Source organism: Streptoverticillium reticulum, assembly GCF_047456005.1.
GTDB classification, from domain to species: Bacteria; Actinomycetota; Actinomycetes; order Streptomycetales; family Streptomycetaceae; genus Streptomyces; species Streptomyces reticulum.
In genome coordinates this window covers 4,275,618-4,291,889 of record NZ_CP179755.1, presented here as the reverse complement: position 1 = coordinate 4,291,889, position 16,272 = coordinate 4,275,618, and the positions used below count along the sequence as shown (strand labels likewise).

General features: G+C 69.5%; 13 protein-coding genes and 2 tRNA genes. 8 read left to right on the top strand and 7 right to left on the bottom strand.

The annotated features are described in order from the left end of the window. Positions 1-74: 74 nt before the first annotated feature. Positions 75-929, bottom strand: coding sequence for a LysR family transcriptional regulator (locus ACMATS_RS19460; RefSeq protein ID WP_391150374.1), 855 nt, complete (start codon positions 927-929; stop codon positions 75-77). Positions 930-1,093: 164 nt separating this feature from the next. Here ACMATS_RS19460 and ACMATS_RS19455 point away from each other — a divergent pair, with 164 nt between their 5' ends. The 6 genes from ACMATS_RS19455 (at position 1,094) to ACMATS_RS19430 (ending at position 7,983) form a co-directional block, all read left to right on the top strand. Continuing rightward, a complete protein-coding gene (locus tag ACMATS_RS19455) occupies positions 1,094-2,218 on the top strand; it encodes a YbfB/YjiJ family MFS transporter (protein WP_414168585.1) in 1,125 nt (374 codons plus the stop codon). 187 nt (positions 2,219-2,405) lie between these two features. Beyond that, on the top strand, positions 2,406-2,780 hold the full coding sequence (locus ACMATS_RS19450; protein ID WP_390777285.1) for a carboxymuconolactone decarboxylase family protein: 375 nt from the start codon (positions 2,406-2,408) through the stop codon (positions 2,778-2,780). 20 nt (positions 2,781-2,800) lie between these two features. After that, a complete protein-coding gene (locus ACMATS_RS19445; protein WP_414168584.1) occupies positions 2,801-4,765 on the top strand; it encodes an FAD/NAD(P)-binding protein in 1,965 nt (654 codons plus the stop codon). A 30-nt stretch (positions 4,766-4,795) separates the two neighbouring features. Further along, positions 4,796-5,992: an acyl-CoA dehydrogenase family protein gene (locus ACMATS_RS19440; protein WP_414168583.1), complete on the top strand. Its 1,197-nt coding sequence runs from the start codon at positions 4,796-4,798 to the stop codon at positions 5,990-5,992. Positions 5,993-6,040: 48 nt separating this feature from the next. Next, positions 6,041-7,606 carry an AMP-binding protein gene (locus ACMATS_RS19435; RefSeq protein WP_390777282.1) on the top strand — a complete coding sequence of 522 codons (1,566 nt, stop codon included), beginning with the start codon at positions 6,041-6,043 and terminating at the stop codon, positions 7,604-7,606. A gap of 83 nt (positions 7,607-7,689) precedes the next feature. Next, entirely contained in the window at positions 7,690-7,983 is a 294-nt protein-coding gene (locus ACMATS_RS19430; RefSeq protein ID WP_390777281.1) for a DUF1330 domain-containing protein, read from the top strand. A gap of 65 nt (positions 7,984-8,048) precedes the next feature. Here ACMATS_RS19430 and ACMATS_RS19425 read toward each other — a convergent pair. Beyond that, a tRNA-Ala gene (locus ACMATS_RS19425) sits at positions 8,049-8,121 on the bottom strand. Between the two features lie 118 nt (positions 8,122-8,239). Here ACMATS_RS19425 and ACMATS_RS19420 point away from each other — a divergent pair. Beyond that, a complete protein-coding gene (locus tag ACMATS_RS19420; protein WP_171078587.1) occupies positions 8,240-8,785 on the top strand; it encodes a helix-turn-helix domain-containing protein in 546 nt (181 codons plus the stop codon). A gap of 14 nt (positions 8,786-8,799) precedes the next feature. Then, the gene (locus ACMATS_RS19415) at positions 8,800-9,927 is read left to right on the top strand and encodes a serine/threonine-protein kinase (RefSeq protein WP_414168582.1); all 1,128 of its coding nucleotides are present in this window, start codon (positions 8,800-8,802) and stop codon (positions 9,925-9,927) included. A gap of 120 nt (positions 9,928-10,047) precedes the next feature. On the opposite strand, the gene ACMATS_RS19410 is transcribed toward ACMATS_RS19415, so the two are convergent. From ACMATS_RS19410 to gyrB, 5 genes are all read right to left on the bottom strand, one after another. Then, positions 10,048-10,182 (bottom strand): DLW-39 family protein, encoded by a 135-nt coding sequence (locus tag ACMATS_RS19410; RefSeq protein ID WP_003958712.1) that lies wholly within the window; start codon positions 10,180-10,182, stop codon positions 10,048-10,050. Between the two features lie 171 nt (positions 10,183-10,353). After that, positions 10,354-10,427 (bottom strand) — tRNA-Ile (locus ACMATS_RS19405). Positions 10,428-10,502: 75 nt separating this feature from the next. Continuing rightward, positions 10,503-11,189 (bottom strand): DUF3566 domain-containing protein, encoded by a 687-nt coding sequence (locus ACMATS_RS19400; protein WP_414170748.1) that lies wholly within the window; start codon positions 11,187-11,189, stop codon positions 10,503-10,505. A gap of 129 nt (positions 11,190-11,318) precedes the next feature. After that, a complete protein-coding gene (gene gyrA / locus ACMATS_RS19395; RefSeq protein ID WP_414168581.1) occupies positions 11,319-13,949 on the bottom strand; it encodes a DNA gyrase subunit A in 2,631 nt (876 codons plus the stop codon). Positions 13,950-13,993: 44 nt separating this feature from the next. Then, positions 13,994-16,039 carry a DNA topoisomerase (ATP-hydrolyzing) subunit B gene (gene gyrB / locus ACMATS_RS19390; RefSeq protein WP_390777276.1) on the bottom strand — a complete coding sequence of 682 codons (2,046 nt, stop codon included), beginning with the start codon at positions 16,037-16,039 and terminating at the stop codon, positions 13,994-13,996. Between the last annotated feature and the right edge of the window lie 233 nt (positions 16,040-16,272).

Here is a 16,272-nt window from a genome sequence, read left to right as displayed (position 1 = left end):
CCGCGCGATGTTTTGTAATGCCCGTTGTAGAACACCGATATCCGACAGGCATAGTTCGAAGTGAGCAGACCGCGTCAGCGGTCCACTGCGGCGAGCGCCACATCGATGAACCGGCGCAGCAGGAGCTCCTGCATGTGCGGCAGGTAGACGAGTTCGACCGGGACGGGAGGCGCGTTGACCAGCCGGACGAAGGCCACCCCGGGGTGGCTCATCCGGCGCACGCCTATGGCCGGCGCCACCCCGATGCCGCGGTTGGCGGCCACCAGCTCCACCCACTCGTCGTAGTTGGTCGTCTCGATCACCTCTCGCGGGCCCTGGCCGGGAGCCCAGGACCAGGGCCCGGTCGCGCCGCTGACGACATTCACCACGAGCGGCCACCGGGGGACGTCCCTCCAGTCGATCTCGTCGCGTCCGCTCACCTCGGACGTGACGGCGCAGGCGATCGCCACCCGTGGCTCGTCGAACAGGCGCACCACCTTGACCGGGGTGGCCGGGCGCACACCGCCGCGCACCAACGCGACGTCGATCGCGTGACGTTGCAGGGCCTGGAGCGGATCGTCGGTGCGCACGAGGCTCACCTTGCTCCCCGAGGTCCGCTCGAACTCGCCGATGGTGCGCTGCGCCCACGGGTCCGGCATCAGCCAGCTGAATCCCAGCCGGATGCTGACCTGTTCACTCAGCGCGTTCATCGCCCGGTCCAGCTCGTTGAGCGCCCTTTCCACGTTCCCCAGAAAGGAGTTGCCCACGTTGGTGAGTTCCACGTGCCGGGGGCCGCGGTTGAACAACCGCACGCGCAGCGCGGTCTCCAACTGCTGAATGGCGCGCGTCAACGCGGGCTGAGTGATGGCGAGTTCCTCGGCCGCACGGGTGAATGACTGCTGTCGAGCCACCTCGACGAACGCACGGAGATGACGCAGCTGGACATCCATAACTGTGGAGCATAGCCCGGGCGCACAAAGCATTTCTCAACTGTCCACGCCCTGACTAGCGTTCACGTTGCTACGAGGGGGGCACGCCGATGTACGCAGCAACGCACACCCGGTCGACGCCGAACAGCACACTCCGCTTTGCGCGAGGCGCATGCGCACTGGCCGTGAGCCTGGGCATGGGGCGGTTCGTCTACACCCCGATCATGCCGCTGATGCAGGACCAGGCCGGACTTACCGCGCAGGCGGGTGCGTTGGTCGCCACGGCGAACTACCTCGGCTACTTCCTCGGCGCACTGCTCACCATGCTCGCTCCGCGGACCTTCCGGACCCGGACCATGCTGCGTGCCTGCCTCGTTGCCCTCGTGGTCACCTCGGCCTGCATGCCGCTCACCCGGGCACTCGGGGTGTGGTTCCTGCTGCGGGGGCTGTCCGGCGTGGCCAGCGCGGTGGTGTTCGTCATCGCGGTCAACTCCGTCCTGACGACGCCCGGCGCGATCGAGGAGGGAGGGACGTTCGCGGGTGCCGGCGCCGGCATCGCCCTGTCCGGTCTGCTGGTCGTCTGGGCGCCGTTCGGCCATGCCTGGACGGCGGCGTGGTGGAGTTCCGCGGCGCTGACCGCGGTGCTCACGGCCGGAGCGTGGTCGCTGGGCACCGGCGCGATGCCGGCAGCGAACGCCCGCCCGGGCACGCCGCAGCCCCGGTCGGGACGGTGGTTCGTCGCCCTGCTCGTCAGCTACTTCCTGGAGGGACTCGGCTACATCATCGCCGGGACGTTCCTGGTGGCGGCGTTGAAGCAGAGCGCTCCCGGACTCGCCGACACCGCCTGGGTGCTGGTCGGGCTCGCCGCGATACCCGCCTGCGTGCTGTGGGCCGGGCTGAGCCGCCGCCGGCCGCGGCAGGTCCTGCTGCCCGTCGTGCTCGCGCTCCAGGCGGTGGGCGTGGCACTGCCCGTGCTGTCCTCCAGCGGTGCGGCGGCCCTGGTGTCCGCGGCACTGTTCGGCGGCACGTTCCTGGCGGTGGGGATGATCGTCATGCCGATCGGCGCCCGGCTGGGGGTGCAGCGATCGGTTGCCGTCCTCACGGTCGCCTACGGCCTCGGCCAGATCCTCGGACCGTTGCTGGTGACCCCACTGCTCGACCAGGGGTACGGACCGGCCCTGCTCGTGGGCTCGGTGATCGTGGCGGGTGCCACCGCCGTCGCGGCCCTGCTCGGTGTCCGCTGTCCACGCTTCGCGACGGCACCGGCGGAGAGCACACCGGTGCACCCTGCCGTCCGCGAGACCGTCTAGCCGGCAGAACGGCATGCGCTTCGCCGGACGGCAGCCGGAAGGCAGCCCGCCGGCACCCCGTATCGCCGAATTCAGACTTCCCGGGTCTTCGGCCCGGAATGAACTCCGGTCGGCCCGACCTCGCACACCGGGCGAGGCCGACCGCTCTCGTGCGGATTTTCACTGCATATCGACAAGGGGGACCATCGTGACGTCACCGGAATGGGAAATCGGGGACAGGATTCGCCGTGAGGTGCTGGGCGACGACTACGTGGACGGGGCCTCCGCGGAATGGGCGGGCGGGCAGGCCCTGGAGGACCTGGTCGTCCGGTTTCCGTGGGGCAGCGTGTGGTCGGACCCGACCCTGGACCGCCGCACCCGCAGCCTGATCACGGTCGCGATCGTGGCCGCGACCAACCGGAGTCACGAACTCGCCCTGCACATCCGAGGCGCACTGCGCAACGGGTGCACCGTCGACGAACTGGTCGAGGTCGCAAAGCACTGCGCCGTCTACGCCGGTGTGCCATCCGCGATCGACACCGTGCGAATGATTCGCCGGATCGGCTCCGAATCATCCGTCTAATTGTTCAACAGGGGGAATAAATGAAGTCCGTCGGACTCATCGGAGTAGGGCCGCGCGGCCTGTCCGTGCTGGAACGAATCAGCGCGAATGCGGCAGCCCGCACGAGCATGGACATCGTTGTTCACGTGATCGACCCGACCAATTTCGGGTCGGGTGAGGTGTGGCGGACCGATCAGTCACCGCATCTCATCATGAATATCGTCGCCTCCCAGATCACCGCGTTCACGGACAGCACCGTGACGATCTCCGGGCCGCTCCGTGACGGTCCGAACCTCTACGCCTGGGCGCGCATGCTGGCAACCGGCAGGATTCCCGACGACTATCCCCGGGAAGTCCTCGACGAAGCGGCCGCCACCACTCCGGACAGCTACACCCGGCGCAGCTTCTACGGGCACTATCTGGAATGGGTCTACGAGCACATCGTCAGCACGCTGCCGCCCAACATGTCGGTTCGCGAACACCGCCGGAAGGCGATGTCCGTCAGCGACGTCGAGCACGGGCAGCAGGCGATCGTGCTGGACGACGGCACCACGGTCACCGTCGACCAGCTCGTGATGGCGGTCGGGCACGGCGAGGCCGAACTGTCGGCGGAGGAGCAGTCGTTCCACCGGCTGGCGGACACCTCGGGCGGCCACTACTACCCGCCGGCGAACCCGGCCGACGTCGACCTGGATCCGGTGGACCCCGGAGAGACGGTCCTGCTGCGCGGCATGGGCCTGTGCTTCTTCGACTACATGGCCCTGTTCACGCTCGGCCGTGGCGGGCAGTTCGTCCAGGACGATGCCGGCGGCCTGCGGTATCTGCCGTCCGGGGACGAACCGCGACTGGTGTGCGGCTCGCGGCGCGGTGTCCCGCTGCACGGCAGGGCGACCAACGAGAAGGGCGACGGCCGGGTGGAGCCGGCCTTCCTGACCGAGCAGAAGATCCAGGAACTCCGGTTCCAACGGGCGGGCGGGAACCTGGACTTCCAGCAGGACTGCTGGCCGCTGGTCGCCAAGGAGGTCGAGACCACCTACTACACCCGGCTGGTCGCGGCGCGGTCCTCCGAGGCCGAGGCGGCGGAGTTCTGCGATCTGTACAGCGCCGCACCGTGGTCGAGCGAGCTGGAGCGCATCGTCCTCGACAAGTTCGAGGTTCCCGACGACCTCGGCTGGAACTGGGAGCGGGTGGCCCGGCCCTGGACCGAGGCCGACACCACCGATCCGGCCGCCTGGCGGAAGTTCATCCGCGGATACCTGGCGGTCGACGTGCGGGAGGCCCGGCAGGGCAACGTGACCAGCCCGCTCAAGGCCGCGCTCGACATGCTGCGGGACATGCGCAACGAGCTCCGGTCCGCCATCAACAACGGCGGGATCGAGGCCGACTCCTACCGGCAGCACGTGCAGGGCTGGTTCAACTCACTGCACGCGTTCCTGTCCATCGGCCCGCCGTGGAGCCGCATCGAGGAACTCGACGCGCTGGTGGACGCGGGCATCGTGCAGATCGCCGGCCCCGGGTTCACGGTCGAGTGCGACTACGGGCGGGGCTCGTTCGTCGGCACGTCCGTCGTCCCCGGTGACACGCACCGTGCCAGGGTCCTGGTGGACGCGATGCTGCCCCGTGTGGACCTGTCCAGGACCAAGAACCGGCTGCTGTGCGACCTCCGGCAGCGCGGGGAGGCCACCCGTTTCTCGGTGTCCTCGTCGTCCGCCGCACCCGAATACGTCACCGGAGGCGCGGCCGTGACCGAGCGGCCGTACCGCCTGGTGCGCGCGAACGGCACGGTGCATTCCCGGCGTTACCTGTTCGGGGTGCCGACCGAAGGCGCGAACTGGGTGACGGAGACCGGCATCCGGCCCAAGGTCAACTCCATCACCCTCGGCGACAGCGACGCGATCGCGCGCTCGATCCTCGGCCTGCAGTGCCGGCCGGCCGGCCAGTCGCCCACGTTGATCGTCGGCGGACCGTCGGGCGGACCCGCCCGCGAGTTCGGCCTCTACGACTGACCACCTCCCCCGACCCGGAAAGGGAACGCCATGACGCTGCTGAGTGACGTCGCGCCGGACACCGCGGACCTGCTCGCCGTCGACGACGAGCTGACGGACACCGACCGCGACATTCGAGACACCGTGCGGTCCTTCGCGCACACCGAACTGGCCCCGTACATCACGGAGTGGTTCGACGCCGGAGGGATGCCACGTGAACTGGTGAAGCGCATGGGCGAGTTGGGCCTGCTCGGCATGCACCTGGAGGGCTACGGCTGCGCCGGCACCACCGCCACCGCGTACGGGGTGGCGTGCCGCGAGCTGGAGGCGATCGACTCGGGCCTCCGGTCCTTCGTGTCCACACAGGGCTCGCTCGCCATGTACGCCATCCACCGCTGGGGCTCGGACGAACAGAAGCAACGCTGGCTGCCGCTCATGGCGGCCGGCGACGCCGTCGGCTGCTTCGGCCTCACCGAGCCGGACGCCGGCTCCGATCCGAGTGCCATGCGCACCGCCGCGCGCCGGGACGGCACCGACTGGGTGCTCGACGGCTCCAAGATGTGGATCACCAACGGGCCGCTGGCGGACGTGGCGGTGATCTGGGCGCAGACCGATGCGGGCCAGGGCGCGCGCGGCATCCGCGGATTCGTGGTGCCCACCGACACCCCTGGGTTCCGTGCCCAGGAGGTCCGCGGCAAGCTGTCCCTGCGCGCCTCGGCGACCGCGGAGTTGGTGTTCGACTCGCTGCGGCTGCCCGCGGACGCGATGCTCCCCGGGGCCGTCGGGCTCGGCGGACCGCTGTCCTGCCTGAGCGAGGCCCGCTACGGCATCGTGTGGGGCGTGGTCGGAGCCGCCCGCTCCTGTTTCGGGACGGCGCTGTCCTACGCCCATCACCGGACCCAGTTCGGCCGCTCCATCGCGGGCTTCCAGCTGACGCAGCAGAAACTGGCCGGGATGGCGGTGGCGCTGACCCAGGCGTCCTTGCTGGCCGGGCGGTTGGGACGGCTGAAGGACGCCGGCGCACTGCGGCCCGCGCAGATCAGCGTCGGCAAGCTCGCCAACGTCCGCACGGCCCTGGACATCGCCCGCACGGCCCGCACCATCCTCGGCGGCAGCGGCATCACCCAGGACTACCCGGTGTTCCGGCACATGGTGAACCTGGAAACGGTGCTGACCTACGAAGGCACCGAGGAGATGCACGCGCTGGCCATCGGCAAGGAACTGACCGGGATGTCCGCATTCCGCTGACGATCGCCGCCCACCACGGGCAGGTGCGCACCGAGAAGGACGATATCGATGGCTGTATCCCGAGACGGTCTCTGGTTCGAACCGCTGACCCCGACCGCCTACCTGGACCGGGCCGCCGCTGCGCACGGCGAGCGGATCGCCGTGATCGACGGCGAGCGGCGGTGGACGTACGCGCAGCTGCACGAGCGGTGCCGGAAACTGGCGGGCGGCCTCGCCCCGCTCGCCGGCGGGCGGCCGGTCGCCGTGCTGGCGCCGAACACCCATGTGTCGCTGGAAGCCCACTTCGCGGTGCCCTGGGCCGGCGCGGCACTGGTCGCCGTGAACACCCGGCTCGCCGCCGAGGAAGTGGCGTACATCCTGGAGCACTCCGAGGCCGCCGTACTGATCCACGACCCGGTGTTCGACGAACTGGTCGCGGACGTGCTGCGCCGGCTGCGGCGTCCTCCACGGTGCATCCGGGCCGACGACGCGTACGAGGAACTGATCGCTTCGGCCGAACCCGCCGCGCACACCCCGGCCGACGAATGTGCGCTGCTGTCCATCAACTACACCTCGGGAACGACCGGCCGGCCGAAAGGGGTGATGTACCACCACCGCGGTGCGGCGCTCCAGGCGCTGGCAGTGGTCGGTCACACCGGGATGTCCCCCTCGTCGGTGCACCTCTGGACGCTGCCGATGTTCCACTGCAACGGCTGGTGCTTCCCGTGGGCGGTGACGGCCGCCGCGGCAACACACGTGTGCCTGCCCAGAGTGGAACCGGCGAACGTGTGGCGGCTGATCCGGGAGGAGCGGGTGACGCACCTCAGCGCGGCCCCCACCGTGCTGTCCATGCTGGCGTACGCCGACGAGGCCGGCGACGGCCTGACCGGCCACACGGTCCGGGTGACGACCGGCGGGGCGCCGCCGGCACCGGCGCTGCTGCGGCGCATGGGCGAGCTGGGCTTCCAGGTCACACACCTCTACGGGCTGACCGAGACCTACGGCCCGGCCATGCTGTGCGACTGGCGTCCGGAATGGGACGGCCTGGACGCACCGATGCGGGCCCGGCTGGCCGCCCGGCAGGGTGTCGGCACCCGCGCCGCGGTCACTCCCCGGGTGATCGGGCCCGGAGGCCGGGACGTCCCGGCCGACGGCGTCACCACCGGCGAGGTCGCGGTGCGCGGCAACACCGTGATGCTCGGCTACTTCAAGGATCCGCAGGCCACCGCCGAGGCAGCGCCGGACGGTTGGCTGCGCACCGGAGACGTCGGCGTCAGGCACCCCGACGGCTACATCGAACTCCGGGACCGCAGCAAGGACGTGATCATTTCAGGCGGCGAGAACATCGCCTCCATCGAGGTCGAACAGGTCATCATGGACCACCCGGCCGTGCGGGAGGCCGCCGTGATCGCGATCCCGGACGAGCGGTGGGGAGAGACGCCGGCGGCATACGTGCACCTGCACGCGGGGGCCAGCGCCACCGCGCAGGACATCATCGAGCACGTGCGCGGCCGGCTCGCCCACTTCAAGGCGCCGAAGACGGTGTTCTTCGAGGAACTGCCGAAGAACACCACCGGCAAGGTGCAGAAGCAGCTGCTGCGGGAGCGGGCCCGGGGACTGCCACCCCTTTCCTGACCGCGCAGGAGACGTACCGCAGCAGGAGATGTCGGGCCCGGGCGGAAGCTCCCGGGCGGCAGAGAGAGTGAGGAGTGATCAACATGGCCAAGGGATACCTGGTCGGCACGTACCGGTCGGTGCGCGACCCGGAGAAGCTCGCCGCGTACGGAAAGCTGGCCAAGCCCGCGCTGGAGGCGGCCGGCGGCCGCATACTGGCCCGGGGCGGCCGGGTGACCGCGTTCGAGTCGGGGCTGGCCGAGCGCACGGTCCTCGTCGAGTACCCCAGCTACGACGCCGCGGTCGCGGCCTACGAGAGCGAGGCCTACCAGCGGGCCGTCGCCGTGCTGGACGGCGGTGCGGAGCGGGACGTGCGGGTCGTGGAAGGGCTCGACTGAGCATCCGACCATGCAAAAGAACTCCCCTGACCTGCGTTTCCGCAGGTCAGGGGAGTTCTTGACAGTGGAGCCTAGGGGAGTCGAACCCCTGACATCTGCCATGCAAAGACAGCGCTCTACCAACTGAGCTAAGGCCCCGTCCGGGAACAGACTACCTGGTGCCCGGGGTGTTTCCCGACCGGGTATCGCCGGGACCCACCACTCTCCGTAGGATGCACCGCAAGATTCGCGGCAGCGAAGCGAAGGGGAGAGCGAGATGGACGCAGCACAGCAGGAAGCCACCGCCCGCGCACGAGAGCTGCAGCGGAGCTGGTACGGGGAGCCTCTGGGGGCACTGTTCCGCCGTCTCATCGACGACCTCGGCCTCAACCAGGCGCGTCTCGCCTCCGTCCTGGGCCTTTCGGCGCCCATGCTCTCGCAGTTGATGAGCGGTCAGCGGGCGAAGATCGGCAATCCCGCGGTGGTGCAGCGGGTGCAGGCGCTGCAGGAGCTCTCCAGCCAGGTCGCCGACGGCAGCGTGAGCGCCGCCGAGGCCGCCGAGCGGATGGAGGAGGTCAAGCGGAGCTCGGGGGGTTCGGTGCTCAACTCCACGCAGACGACGGCCAGCAGCGGTGCGCCGACCGTGCGCCGCGTGGTCCGCGAGATCCAGTCGCTGCTGCGCTCGGTGGCGGGCGCGGGGGACATCATCGCCGCCGCCGACACCCTCGCCCCCGCCCACCCCGAACTGGCCGAATTCCTGCGGGTGTACGGCGCCGGGCGGACCGCCGAGGCGGTCGCCCACTACGAGGCGCACCAGAGCTGACCGCGCCGCGACCGATGGGTGAGGTCTTCGCCGGGCGCTACGAGCTGGTGGACCCGATCGGGCGCGGCGGGGCGGGGGAGGTCTGGCGCGCCTGGGACCGGCGCCGGCGGCGCTACGTGGCCGCCAAGGTGCTGCAGCAGAGCGATGCCCACACGCTGCTGAGGTTCGTCCGCGAGCAGGCGCTGCGCATCGACCATCCCCACGTCCTGGCCCCGATGAGCTGGGCCGCGGACGACGACAAGGTGCTGTTCACCATGGACGTGGTGGGCGGGGGCTCGCTGGCCCATCTCATCGGCGACTACGGCCCCTTGCCGCCGCGGTTCGTGTGCGTCCTGCTCGACCAGCTGCTGTCCGGGCTGGCCGCGGTGCACGCGGAGGACGTGGTGCACCGGGACATCAAGCCCGCCAATCTCCTCCTGGAGGCCACCGGAACGGGCCGCCCGCATTTGCGGCTCTCCGATTTCGGCGTCGCCATGCGCAAGGGCGAGCCGCGGCTGACGGACGCCAACTTGGTGATGGGGACCCCCGGTTACTTCGCGCCCGAGCAAATGCTGGGCGAGGAACCGGACTTCCCCGCCGATCTCTTCGCCGTGGGACTGGTCGCGCTCTATCTGCTCACGGGCCGCAAACCCGATGCCGAGGCGCTCGTGGAGCGATTCGAGAAACATGGCGTGCCGAACGCGCCGGAAGAGGTCCCCGGGCCGCTGTGGGACGTCGTGGCGCATCTGCTGCAGCCCGACCCCGCCATCCGCTTCCGTACGGCCATGGGGGCGCGCAAGGCCCTGGCGGCCGCCGTCGAGCTGCTGGGTGAGCCGGAGGACGAGCCGTGCGCCGGGGAGCGGATCGAGGTCTTCGACCAGCTCGGCCCGCTGCCTCCGGGATTCGGCCCGGACGGTCCCGAGCCGCGGTCGGAACGACGGTCGGAACCACGCGCGGAACCGGAGGCGGAAGCGGAACCTCCGGCGGAACCGGCCGACTTCGTCCTCGCCCCGCCCCGGCCCGCCTACCCGCCCACCCGGCCCTACGAGGTGCCGGAAGCCCTTCCGGGGCGCCCGGGACCGCCGGCGAAGGTGGCCGTGCCGGTGCTGGTCGTGGCGCTGCTGTGCCTGGCCGTCGGCGTCTGGGCGCTCTGGGCGAGCTGACCGCGGGCCGTCCGGCCCCCTTCACAACCCTTCACGATCGCAATCATTTTATTTGCGGAAGCAAAAAAACAGGGCCCCGGCCGAGAACGGCCGGGGCCCTGCTTCAGTACGTGTTGCGGCTCACACACCCGAACCTGCGGGCACGGAGTCGGTCGCCTCCGTCCACAGATCCTGCTCGGCGCGATCCGCCTGGATCTGCCGGTACACGAGGAGCCCGCCGATGGCGGCCAGTGCGACCAGGAGCAGCTTCTTCACCGCGCGACCTCGTCTTTCCTTGACGTGAAGGGGACCTCTGGTCGCCGATGATACACACCGGCCGATACCGATCGGTGACCTGATCCGGTCGTCCGTCACCTCGCCCCCGGCGCCAACTCCCCAAAAGCGATCGGCCCGGACGGAGAATTCCGTCCGGGCCGATCGTGCCGGTGGGGCTAACAGGACTTGAACCTGTGGCCTCTTCCTTATCAGGGAAGCGCTCTAACCGTCTGAGCTATAGCCCCTCGCTGGCTGCAACGAAAGATTAGCGCACTTGGGGCCCGGTACCAAAATCGTGCCTGGCCGGGCCCCTGAAGCCGCTATTCGTCCTCTGCCAGGGTCAGCTCCACGCCGCCCGTGAAACCGGCGGAGAGGTTGTAGACGAAGGCCCCCAGCGTCGCCAGGGCGGTCGCCAGCACCACGTCGATGACCGCGATGACGGACGTGAAGAGCAGCACGTGCGGCAGCGACAGGAACGACTCCAGGTCGAATCCGCCGCCCTCGCCCGACGTGGCGTCGGTGATGGTCCCGCCGACCGCGGAGAACACGCCCATGGCGTCCAGGACCGTCCACAGCACGGCGGCGGCCACGATGGTGCAGACGCCCAGGGCGAGCGACAGCAGGAAGCTGACCTTCATCACCGACCACGGGTCGGCCTTGGCCACCCGCAGCCGTGCCTTGCGCGTACGCGGGGCCGTACGGGGCGCGGGAACCGCCGCGGTGGCCGGCTCCTGCCCGCTCTTCTTCGGGGCGGCCTGCGCCGCCTTGGTGGCCTTGGCCGTCTTCGGGGCCTGGGCGGCCCCCTTGCCGCCGCGGGCCCCCTTGTCCGCGGCAGCGGACTCCGGACCGGACTCCGATGCGGAATCCGGTCCGGAACGGTCCGCCGGAGGCTCGTACGCCTTCGGCGGGTGGTAGGGCTTGGGACCTCGGGTCTCCGTCACGGTTCTCCCCCTGCCTGCGGACCTGGTGCCGCTGCTCCCGTCCGACCCGGAGCGCTCGCCGGGGATTACTGCCCCGGCATCGCCGTCGGAATCCGAGCCACGGGCGCCTGCGGTATCGGTGACGGTGCGGGCGGACCCGCTCCGTTCGGCGCCGGCACCGCCGGTCGCGGTGGTGCCCGTGGCTCGACTCACGGCTTACTCCTCGGTGTCCTCGGCCGGGGGCTCCACGCCCTCGGCAGCCGCAGCCCCGTCGCCCTCGTCCGTGTCGGTCAACTCCTCGACCACGTCCGCCTCGCGACCGGCCTCGGCGTTACGGGCGATGCCGACGACGGCATCGCGCTTGCCCAGGTTGATCAGTTGGACGCCCATGGTGTCACGGCCCGTCTCACGGACTTCGTCGACCCGGGTCCGGATCACGCCGCCCCCGAGGGTGATCGCCAGGATCTCGTCGCGCTCCTCGACCACCAGGGCGCCGACCAGCGAACCGCGGTCCTCCACGATCTTGGCGGCCTTGATGCCCAGACCGCCGCGGCCCTGGACGCGGTACTCGTCGACGTTCGTCCGCTTCGCGTAACCGCCGTCGGTCGCCGTGAAGACGAAGGTGCCGGGGCGCACGACGTTCATCGAGAGCAGCTCGTCACCCTCGCGGAAGCTCATGCCCTTGACACCCGACGTGGCACGGCCCATCGGCCGGAGCGCTTCGTCCGTTGCGGTGAACCGGATGGACTGGGCCTTCTTGCTGATCAGCAGCAGGTCGTCCGTGGCCGACACCAGCTCGGCGCCGATGAGTTCGTCCTCGGCACCGCTCTCCGTCTCGCGGAGGTTGATGGCGATGACGCCGCCGGAGCGCGGCGAGTCGTAGTCCTTCAGCGCGGTCTTCTTCACCAGGCCGGACTTGGTGGCCAGCACCAGGTACGGCGCGGCCTCGTAGTCGCGGACGGCGAGGATCTGGGCGATCTTCTCGTCCGGCTGGAAGGCCAGCAGGTTGGCCACGTGCTGGCCGCGGGCGTCACGGCCGGCGTCCGGGAGCTCGTAGGCCTTGGCCCGGTAGACCCGGCCCTTGTTGGTGAAGAACAGCAGCCAGTGGTGCGTGGTGGAGACGAAGAAGTGGTCGACGATGTCGTCTTCCCGCAGCTTCGTGCCGCGCACGCCCTTGCCGCCGCGCTTCTGCGAGCGGTAGTCCTCGGTCTTGGTGCGCTTGACGTAGCCGCCACGGGTGATCGTGACGACGATGTCCTCCTCGGCGATCAGGTCCTCGATGGACATGTCGCCCTCGAAGGGCACCAGCTGGCTGCGCCGGTCCTCGCCGAACTTCTCGACGATCGCGGTGAGTTCCTCGCTGATGATCGCGCGCTGCCGCTCGGGCGAGGCGAGGATCGCGTTGTACTCGTTGATCTTCGCCTGGAGCTCGTCGTGCTCCGCGGTGATCTTCCGGTGCTCCAGGGCGGCCAGCCGGCGGAGCTGCATCTCCAGGATCGCGTTGGCCTGGATCTCGTCGATCTGCAGCAGGCCCATCAGGCCCTCGCGGGCGACGTCGACGGTGTCGCTGCGCCGGATGAGGGCGATGACCTCGTCGATCGCGTCGAGCGCCTTGAGCAGGCCGCGCAGGATGTGGGCGCGCTCCTCGGCCTTGCGCAGCCGGAAGCGGGTGCGCCGGACGATGACCTCGACCTGGTGCGTGACCCAGTTGCGGATGAAGGCGTCCAGCGACAGGGTGCGCGGCACGCCGTCGACCAGCGCCAGCATGTTCGCGCCGAAGTTGGTCTGCAGATCGGTGTGCTTGTACAGGTTGTTGAGGACGACCTTGGCGACCGCGTCCCGCTTGAGGACGATCACCAGGCGCTGGCCGGTGCGCGAGGAGGTCTCGTCGCGGACGTCGGCGATGCCGCCGATCCGGCCGTCCTTCACCAGGTCGGCGATCTTCTGCGCGAGGTTGTCCGGGTTGACCTGGTAGGGGAGTTCGGTGACCACCAGGCACTGGCGGTTCTGGATCTCCTCGACCTGGACCACGGCACGCATGGTGATCGAGCCGCGGCCGGTGCGGTAGGCCTCCTCGATGCCCTTGCGGCCCACCACGAGGGCGCCGGTCGGGAAGTCGGGGCCCTTGATGCGCTCGACGAGCGCGTCGAGCAATTCCTCGGGGCTGGCCTCCGGGTTGGCCAGGTACCACTGGGCGCCCTCGGCCACCTCGCGCAGGTTGTGCGGCGGGATGTTGGTGGCCATGCCGACGGCGATACCGGCGGAACCGTTCACCAACAGGTTGGGGATGCGCGACGGCAGGACCGTCGGCTCCTGGTTGCGGCCGTCGTAGTTGTCCTGGAAGTCGACGGTCTCCTCGTCGATGTCCCGGACCATCTCCATCGACAGCGGCGCCATCTTGCACTCGGTGTACCGCATGGCGGCGGCCGGGTCGTTGCCCGGGGAACCGAAGTTGCCGTTGGAGTCGACCAGCGGCATCCGCATCGCCCAGGGCTGGGCCAGGCGGACGAGCGCGTCGTAGATGGAGGCGTCACCGTGCGGGTGGTACGTACCCATGACGTCACCGACGACGCGGGCGCACTTGTAGAAGCCCTTCTCGGGCCGGTAGCCGCCGTCGTACATCGCGTAGAGCACGCGGCGGTGCACCGGCTTGAGGCCGTCCCGCACGTCGGGGAGCGCACGCGAGACGATGACGCTCATCGCGTAGTCGAGGTACGAGCGCTGCATCTCCGTCTCGAGCCCGACGGGCTCGACGCGCATGCCCACGCCCTCGATGGTGGCGGGCTGGCCCTCCGGCGTGGTGCCGTCGGGCGTGACAGGGGCCTCAGGGGTGGTCTCGTCGGCCATTGCTGTTCAAAGTCCTTTCGAGCGGCTGCTGTTGTCCGGCCGACTCAGATGTCGAGGAAACGGACGTCCTTGGCGTTGCGCTGGATGAACGAGCGCCGTGCCTCGACGTCCTCGCCCATGAGCACCGAGAACAGGTCGTCCGCCTGGGCGGCGTCGTCCAGCGTGACCTGGCCGAGGACGCGGTGGTCGACGTCCATGGTGGTGACGCGCAGCTCCTCGGCGTTCATCTCGCCGAGACCCTTGAAGCGCTGGACCGAGTCGTCCTTGATCCGCTTGCCGTTCTCCCGGCCGAGCTGGATCAGGGCGTCGCGCTCGCGGTCGGAGTAGGCGTACTCGAAGTCGTCCTTGCCCCACTTGATCTTGTAGAGCGGCGGACGGGAGAGGTAGACGTGCCCGGCCTCGACCAGCGGCCGCATGAAGCGGAACAGGAAGGTCAGCAGCAGGGTGTTGATGTGCTGGCCGTCGACGTCGGCGTCCGCCATCAGAATGATCTTGTGATAGCGGAGCTTCGAGATGTCGAAGTCCTCGTGCACGCCAGTGCCGAACGCGGAGATCAGCGCCTGGATCTCGGTGTTCTGCAGGATCTTGTCGATCCGCGCCTTCTCGACGTTGAGGATCTTGCCCCGGATCGGGAGGATCGCCTGGTACTCGGGGTTGCGGCCGGACTTGGCCGAGCCGCCGGCGGAGTCACCCTCGACGATGAAGATCTCGCACTTGGTCGGGTCGTTCGACTGGCAGTCCGACAGCTTGCCCGGCAGCGACGCCGTCTCCAGCAGGCCCTTGCGGCGGGTCAGATCGCGCGCCTTGCGGGCCGCCACCCGGGCGGTGGCCGCCTGGATGGACTTGCGGATGATGTCCGCGGCCTCGTTGGGGTTGCGGTCCAGCCAGTCGGTGAGCTGCTCGTGGACGACCTTCTGCACGAAGGTCTTGGCCTCCGTGTTGCCCAGCTTGGTCTTGGTCTGGCCCTCGAACTGCGGCTCGCCGAGCTTGACGGAGATGATCGCCGTCAGACCCTCGCGGATGTCGTCACCCGTGAGGTTGTCGTCCTTCTCGCGGAGCAGCTTCTTGTCTCGGGCGTAACGGTTGATCAGACCCGTCAGCGCCGCGCGGAAGCCCTCCTCGTGGGTGCCGCCCTCGTGGGTGTGGATGGTGTTGGCGAAGCTGTAGACACCCTCGCTGTACTGGGTGTTCCACTGCATCGCGACCTCGAGGGAGAGCAACCGCTCCTTGTCCTCGGCCTCGAACGAGATCACCGTGGGGTGGACCAGCTCGCCCTTGCGGGAGTTGAGGTACGTGACGAAGTCGGAGATGCCGCCCTCGTAGTGGTACCGGACGGTGAGGGCCTTGCCCTCCTCGTCCACGTGGTCCGGACGCTCGTCCGTCAGCGAGATGGTCAGGCCCTTGTTGAGGAAGGCCATCTCCTGGAAGCGCCGCGAGAGCGTCTCGAAGGAGTACTCGGTGGTCTCGAAGATGTCGCCGTCGGCCCAGAAGGTGACCGAGGTGCCGGTCTCCTCCGTCGCCTCGTTCTTCTGCAGCGGGGCCGTGGGGACGCCGAGCTTGTAGTCCTGGGTCCACCGGAAGCCGTCGGTCCTCACCTCGACCGCGACGCGCGTCGACAGCGCGTTGACGACGGAGACGCCGACGCCGTGCAGACCGCCGGAGACCGCGTAGCCGCCGCCGCCGAACTTGCCGCCCGCGTGCAGCACGGTCAGGACGACCTCGACGGCGGGCTTGCCCTCGGAGGGGACGATGCCCACCGGGATGCCACGGCCATTGTCGACGACGCGCACACCGCCGTCCGGAAGGATCGTCACATCGATGGTGTCCGCATGCCCGGCCAGGGCCTCGTCGACGGAGTTGTCGACGACCTCGTACACGAGGTGATGCAGACCACGCTCACCGGTGGAGCCGATGTACATGCCGGGCCGCTTGCGGACCGCGTCCAGACCCTCCAGAACGGTGATCGCGCTGGCGTCGTACGACGACTCTCCGCCGGGCGCGCCGGATGACGCGGCCTCGGAAGGAGAGGGGGTGATGTTCTCGTTGGGGTTGCCGGAATCGGCCACGAAGCGCCCTTTCTGGCACAGCACAGGCCTTCCCCCGCCTGCGGCGGGGGGACCCCGCCCGGGGCAGGCAGGAGCGGCTGCGTCGTTCTGCGTTGGTCGACGAGTCCCGCAAGCCGGCGGGATTGCTACCAGTCTACCGGTAGCGCCGACATGAATGGGGGTTTGGCGGTGCCTGAGTCCTCATGTGCCGCCCTGAACCGGCATCAGCCGACTCCCTATACGACGACCGGGGCTCCAAGACGCTCACAGCGGCACTC

What these genes read in the sequence shown, in the direction of transcription:
- ACMATS_RS19445 (WP_414168584.1), top strand. Translation starts at nt 2,801, where the DNA reads ATGAAGTCCGTCGGACTCATCGGAGTAGGGCCGCGCGGCCTGTCCGTG.
- ACMATS_RS19420 (WP_171078587.1), top strand. Translation starts at nt 8,240, where the DNA reads ATGGACGCAGCACAGCAGGAAGCCACCGCCCGCGCACGAGAGCTGCAG.
- gyrA (WP_414168581.1), bottom strand. Translation starts at nt 13,949, where the DNA reads ATGGCCGACGAGACCACCCCTGAGGCCCCTGTCACGCCCGACGGCACC.
- ACMATS_RS19415 (WP_414168582.1), top strand. Translation starts at nt 8,800, where the DNA reads ATGGGTGAGGTCTTCGCCGGGCGCTACGAGCTGGTGGACCCGATCGGG.
- ACMATS_RS19435 (WP_390777282.1), top strand. Translation starts at nt 6,041, where the DNA reads ATGGCTGTATCCCGAGACGGTCTCTGGTTCGAACCGCTGACCCCGACC.
- ACMATS_RS19460 (WP_391150374.1), bottom strand. Translation starts at nt 929, where the DNA reads ATGGATGTCCAGCTGCGTCATCTCCGTGCGTTCGTCGAGGTGGCTCGA.
- ACMATS_RS19440 (WP_414168583.1), top strand. Translation starts at nt 4,796, where the DNA reads ATGACGCTGCTGAGTGACGTCGCGCCGGACACCGCGGACCTGCTCGCC.
- ACMATS_RS19430 (WP_390777281.1), top strand. Translation starts at nt 7,690, where the DNA reads ATGGCCAAGGGATACCTGGTCGGCACGTACCGGTCGGTGCGCGACCCG.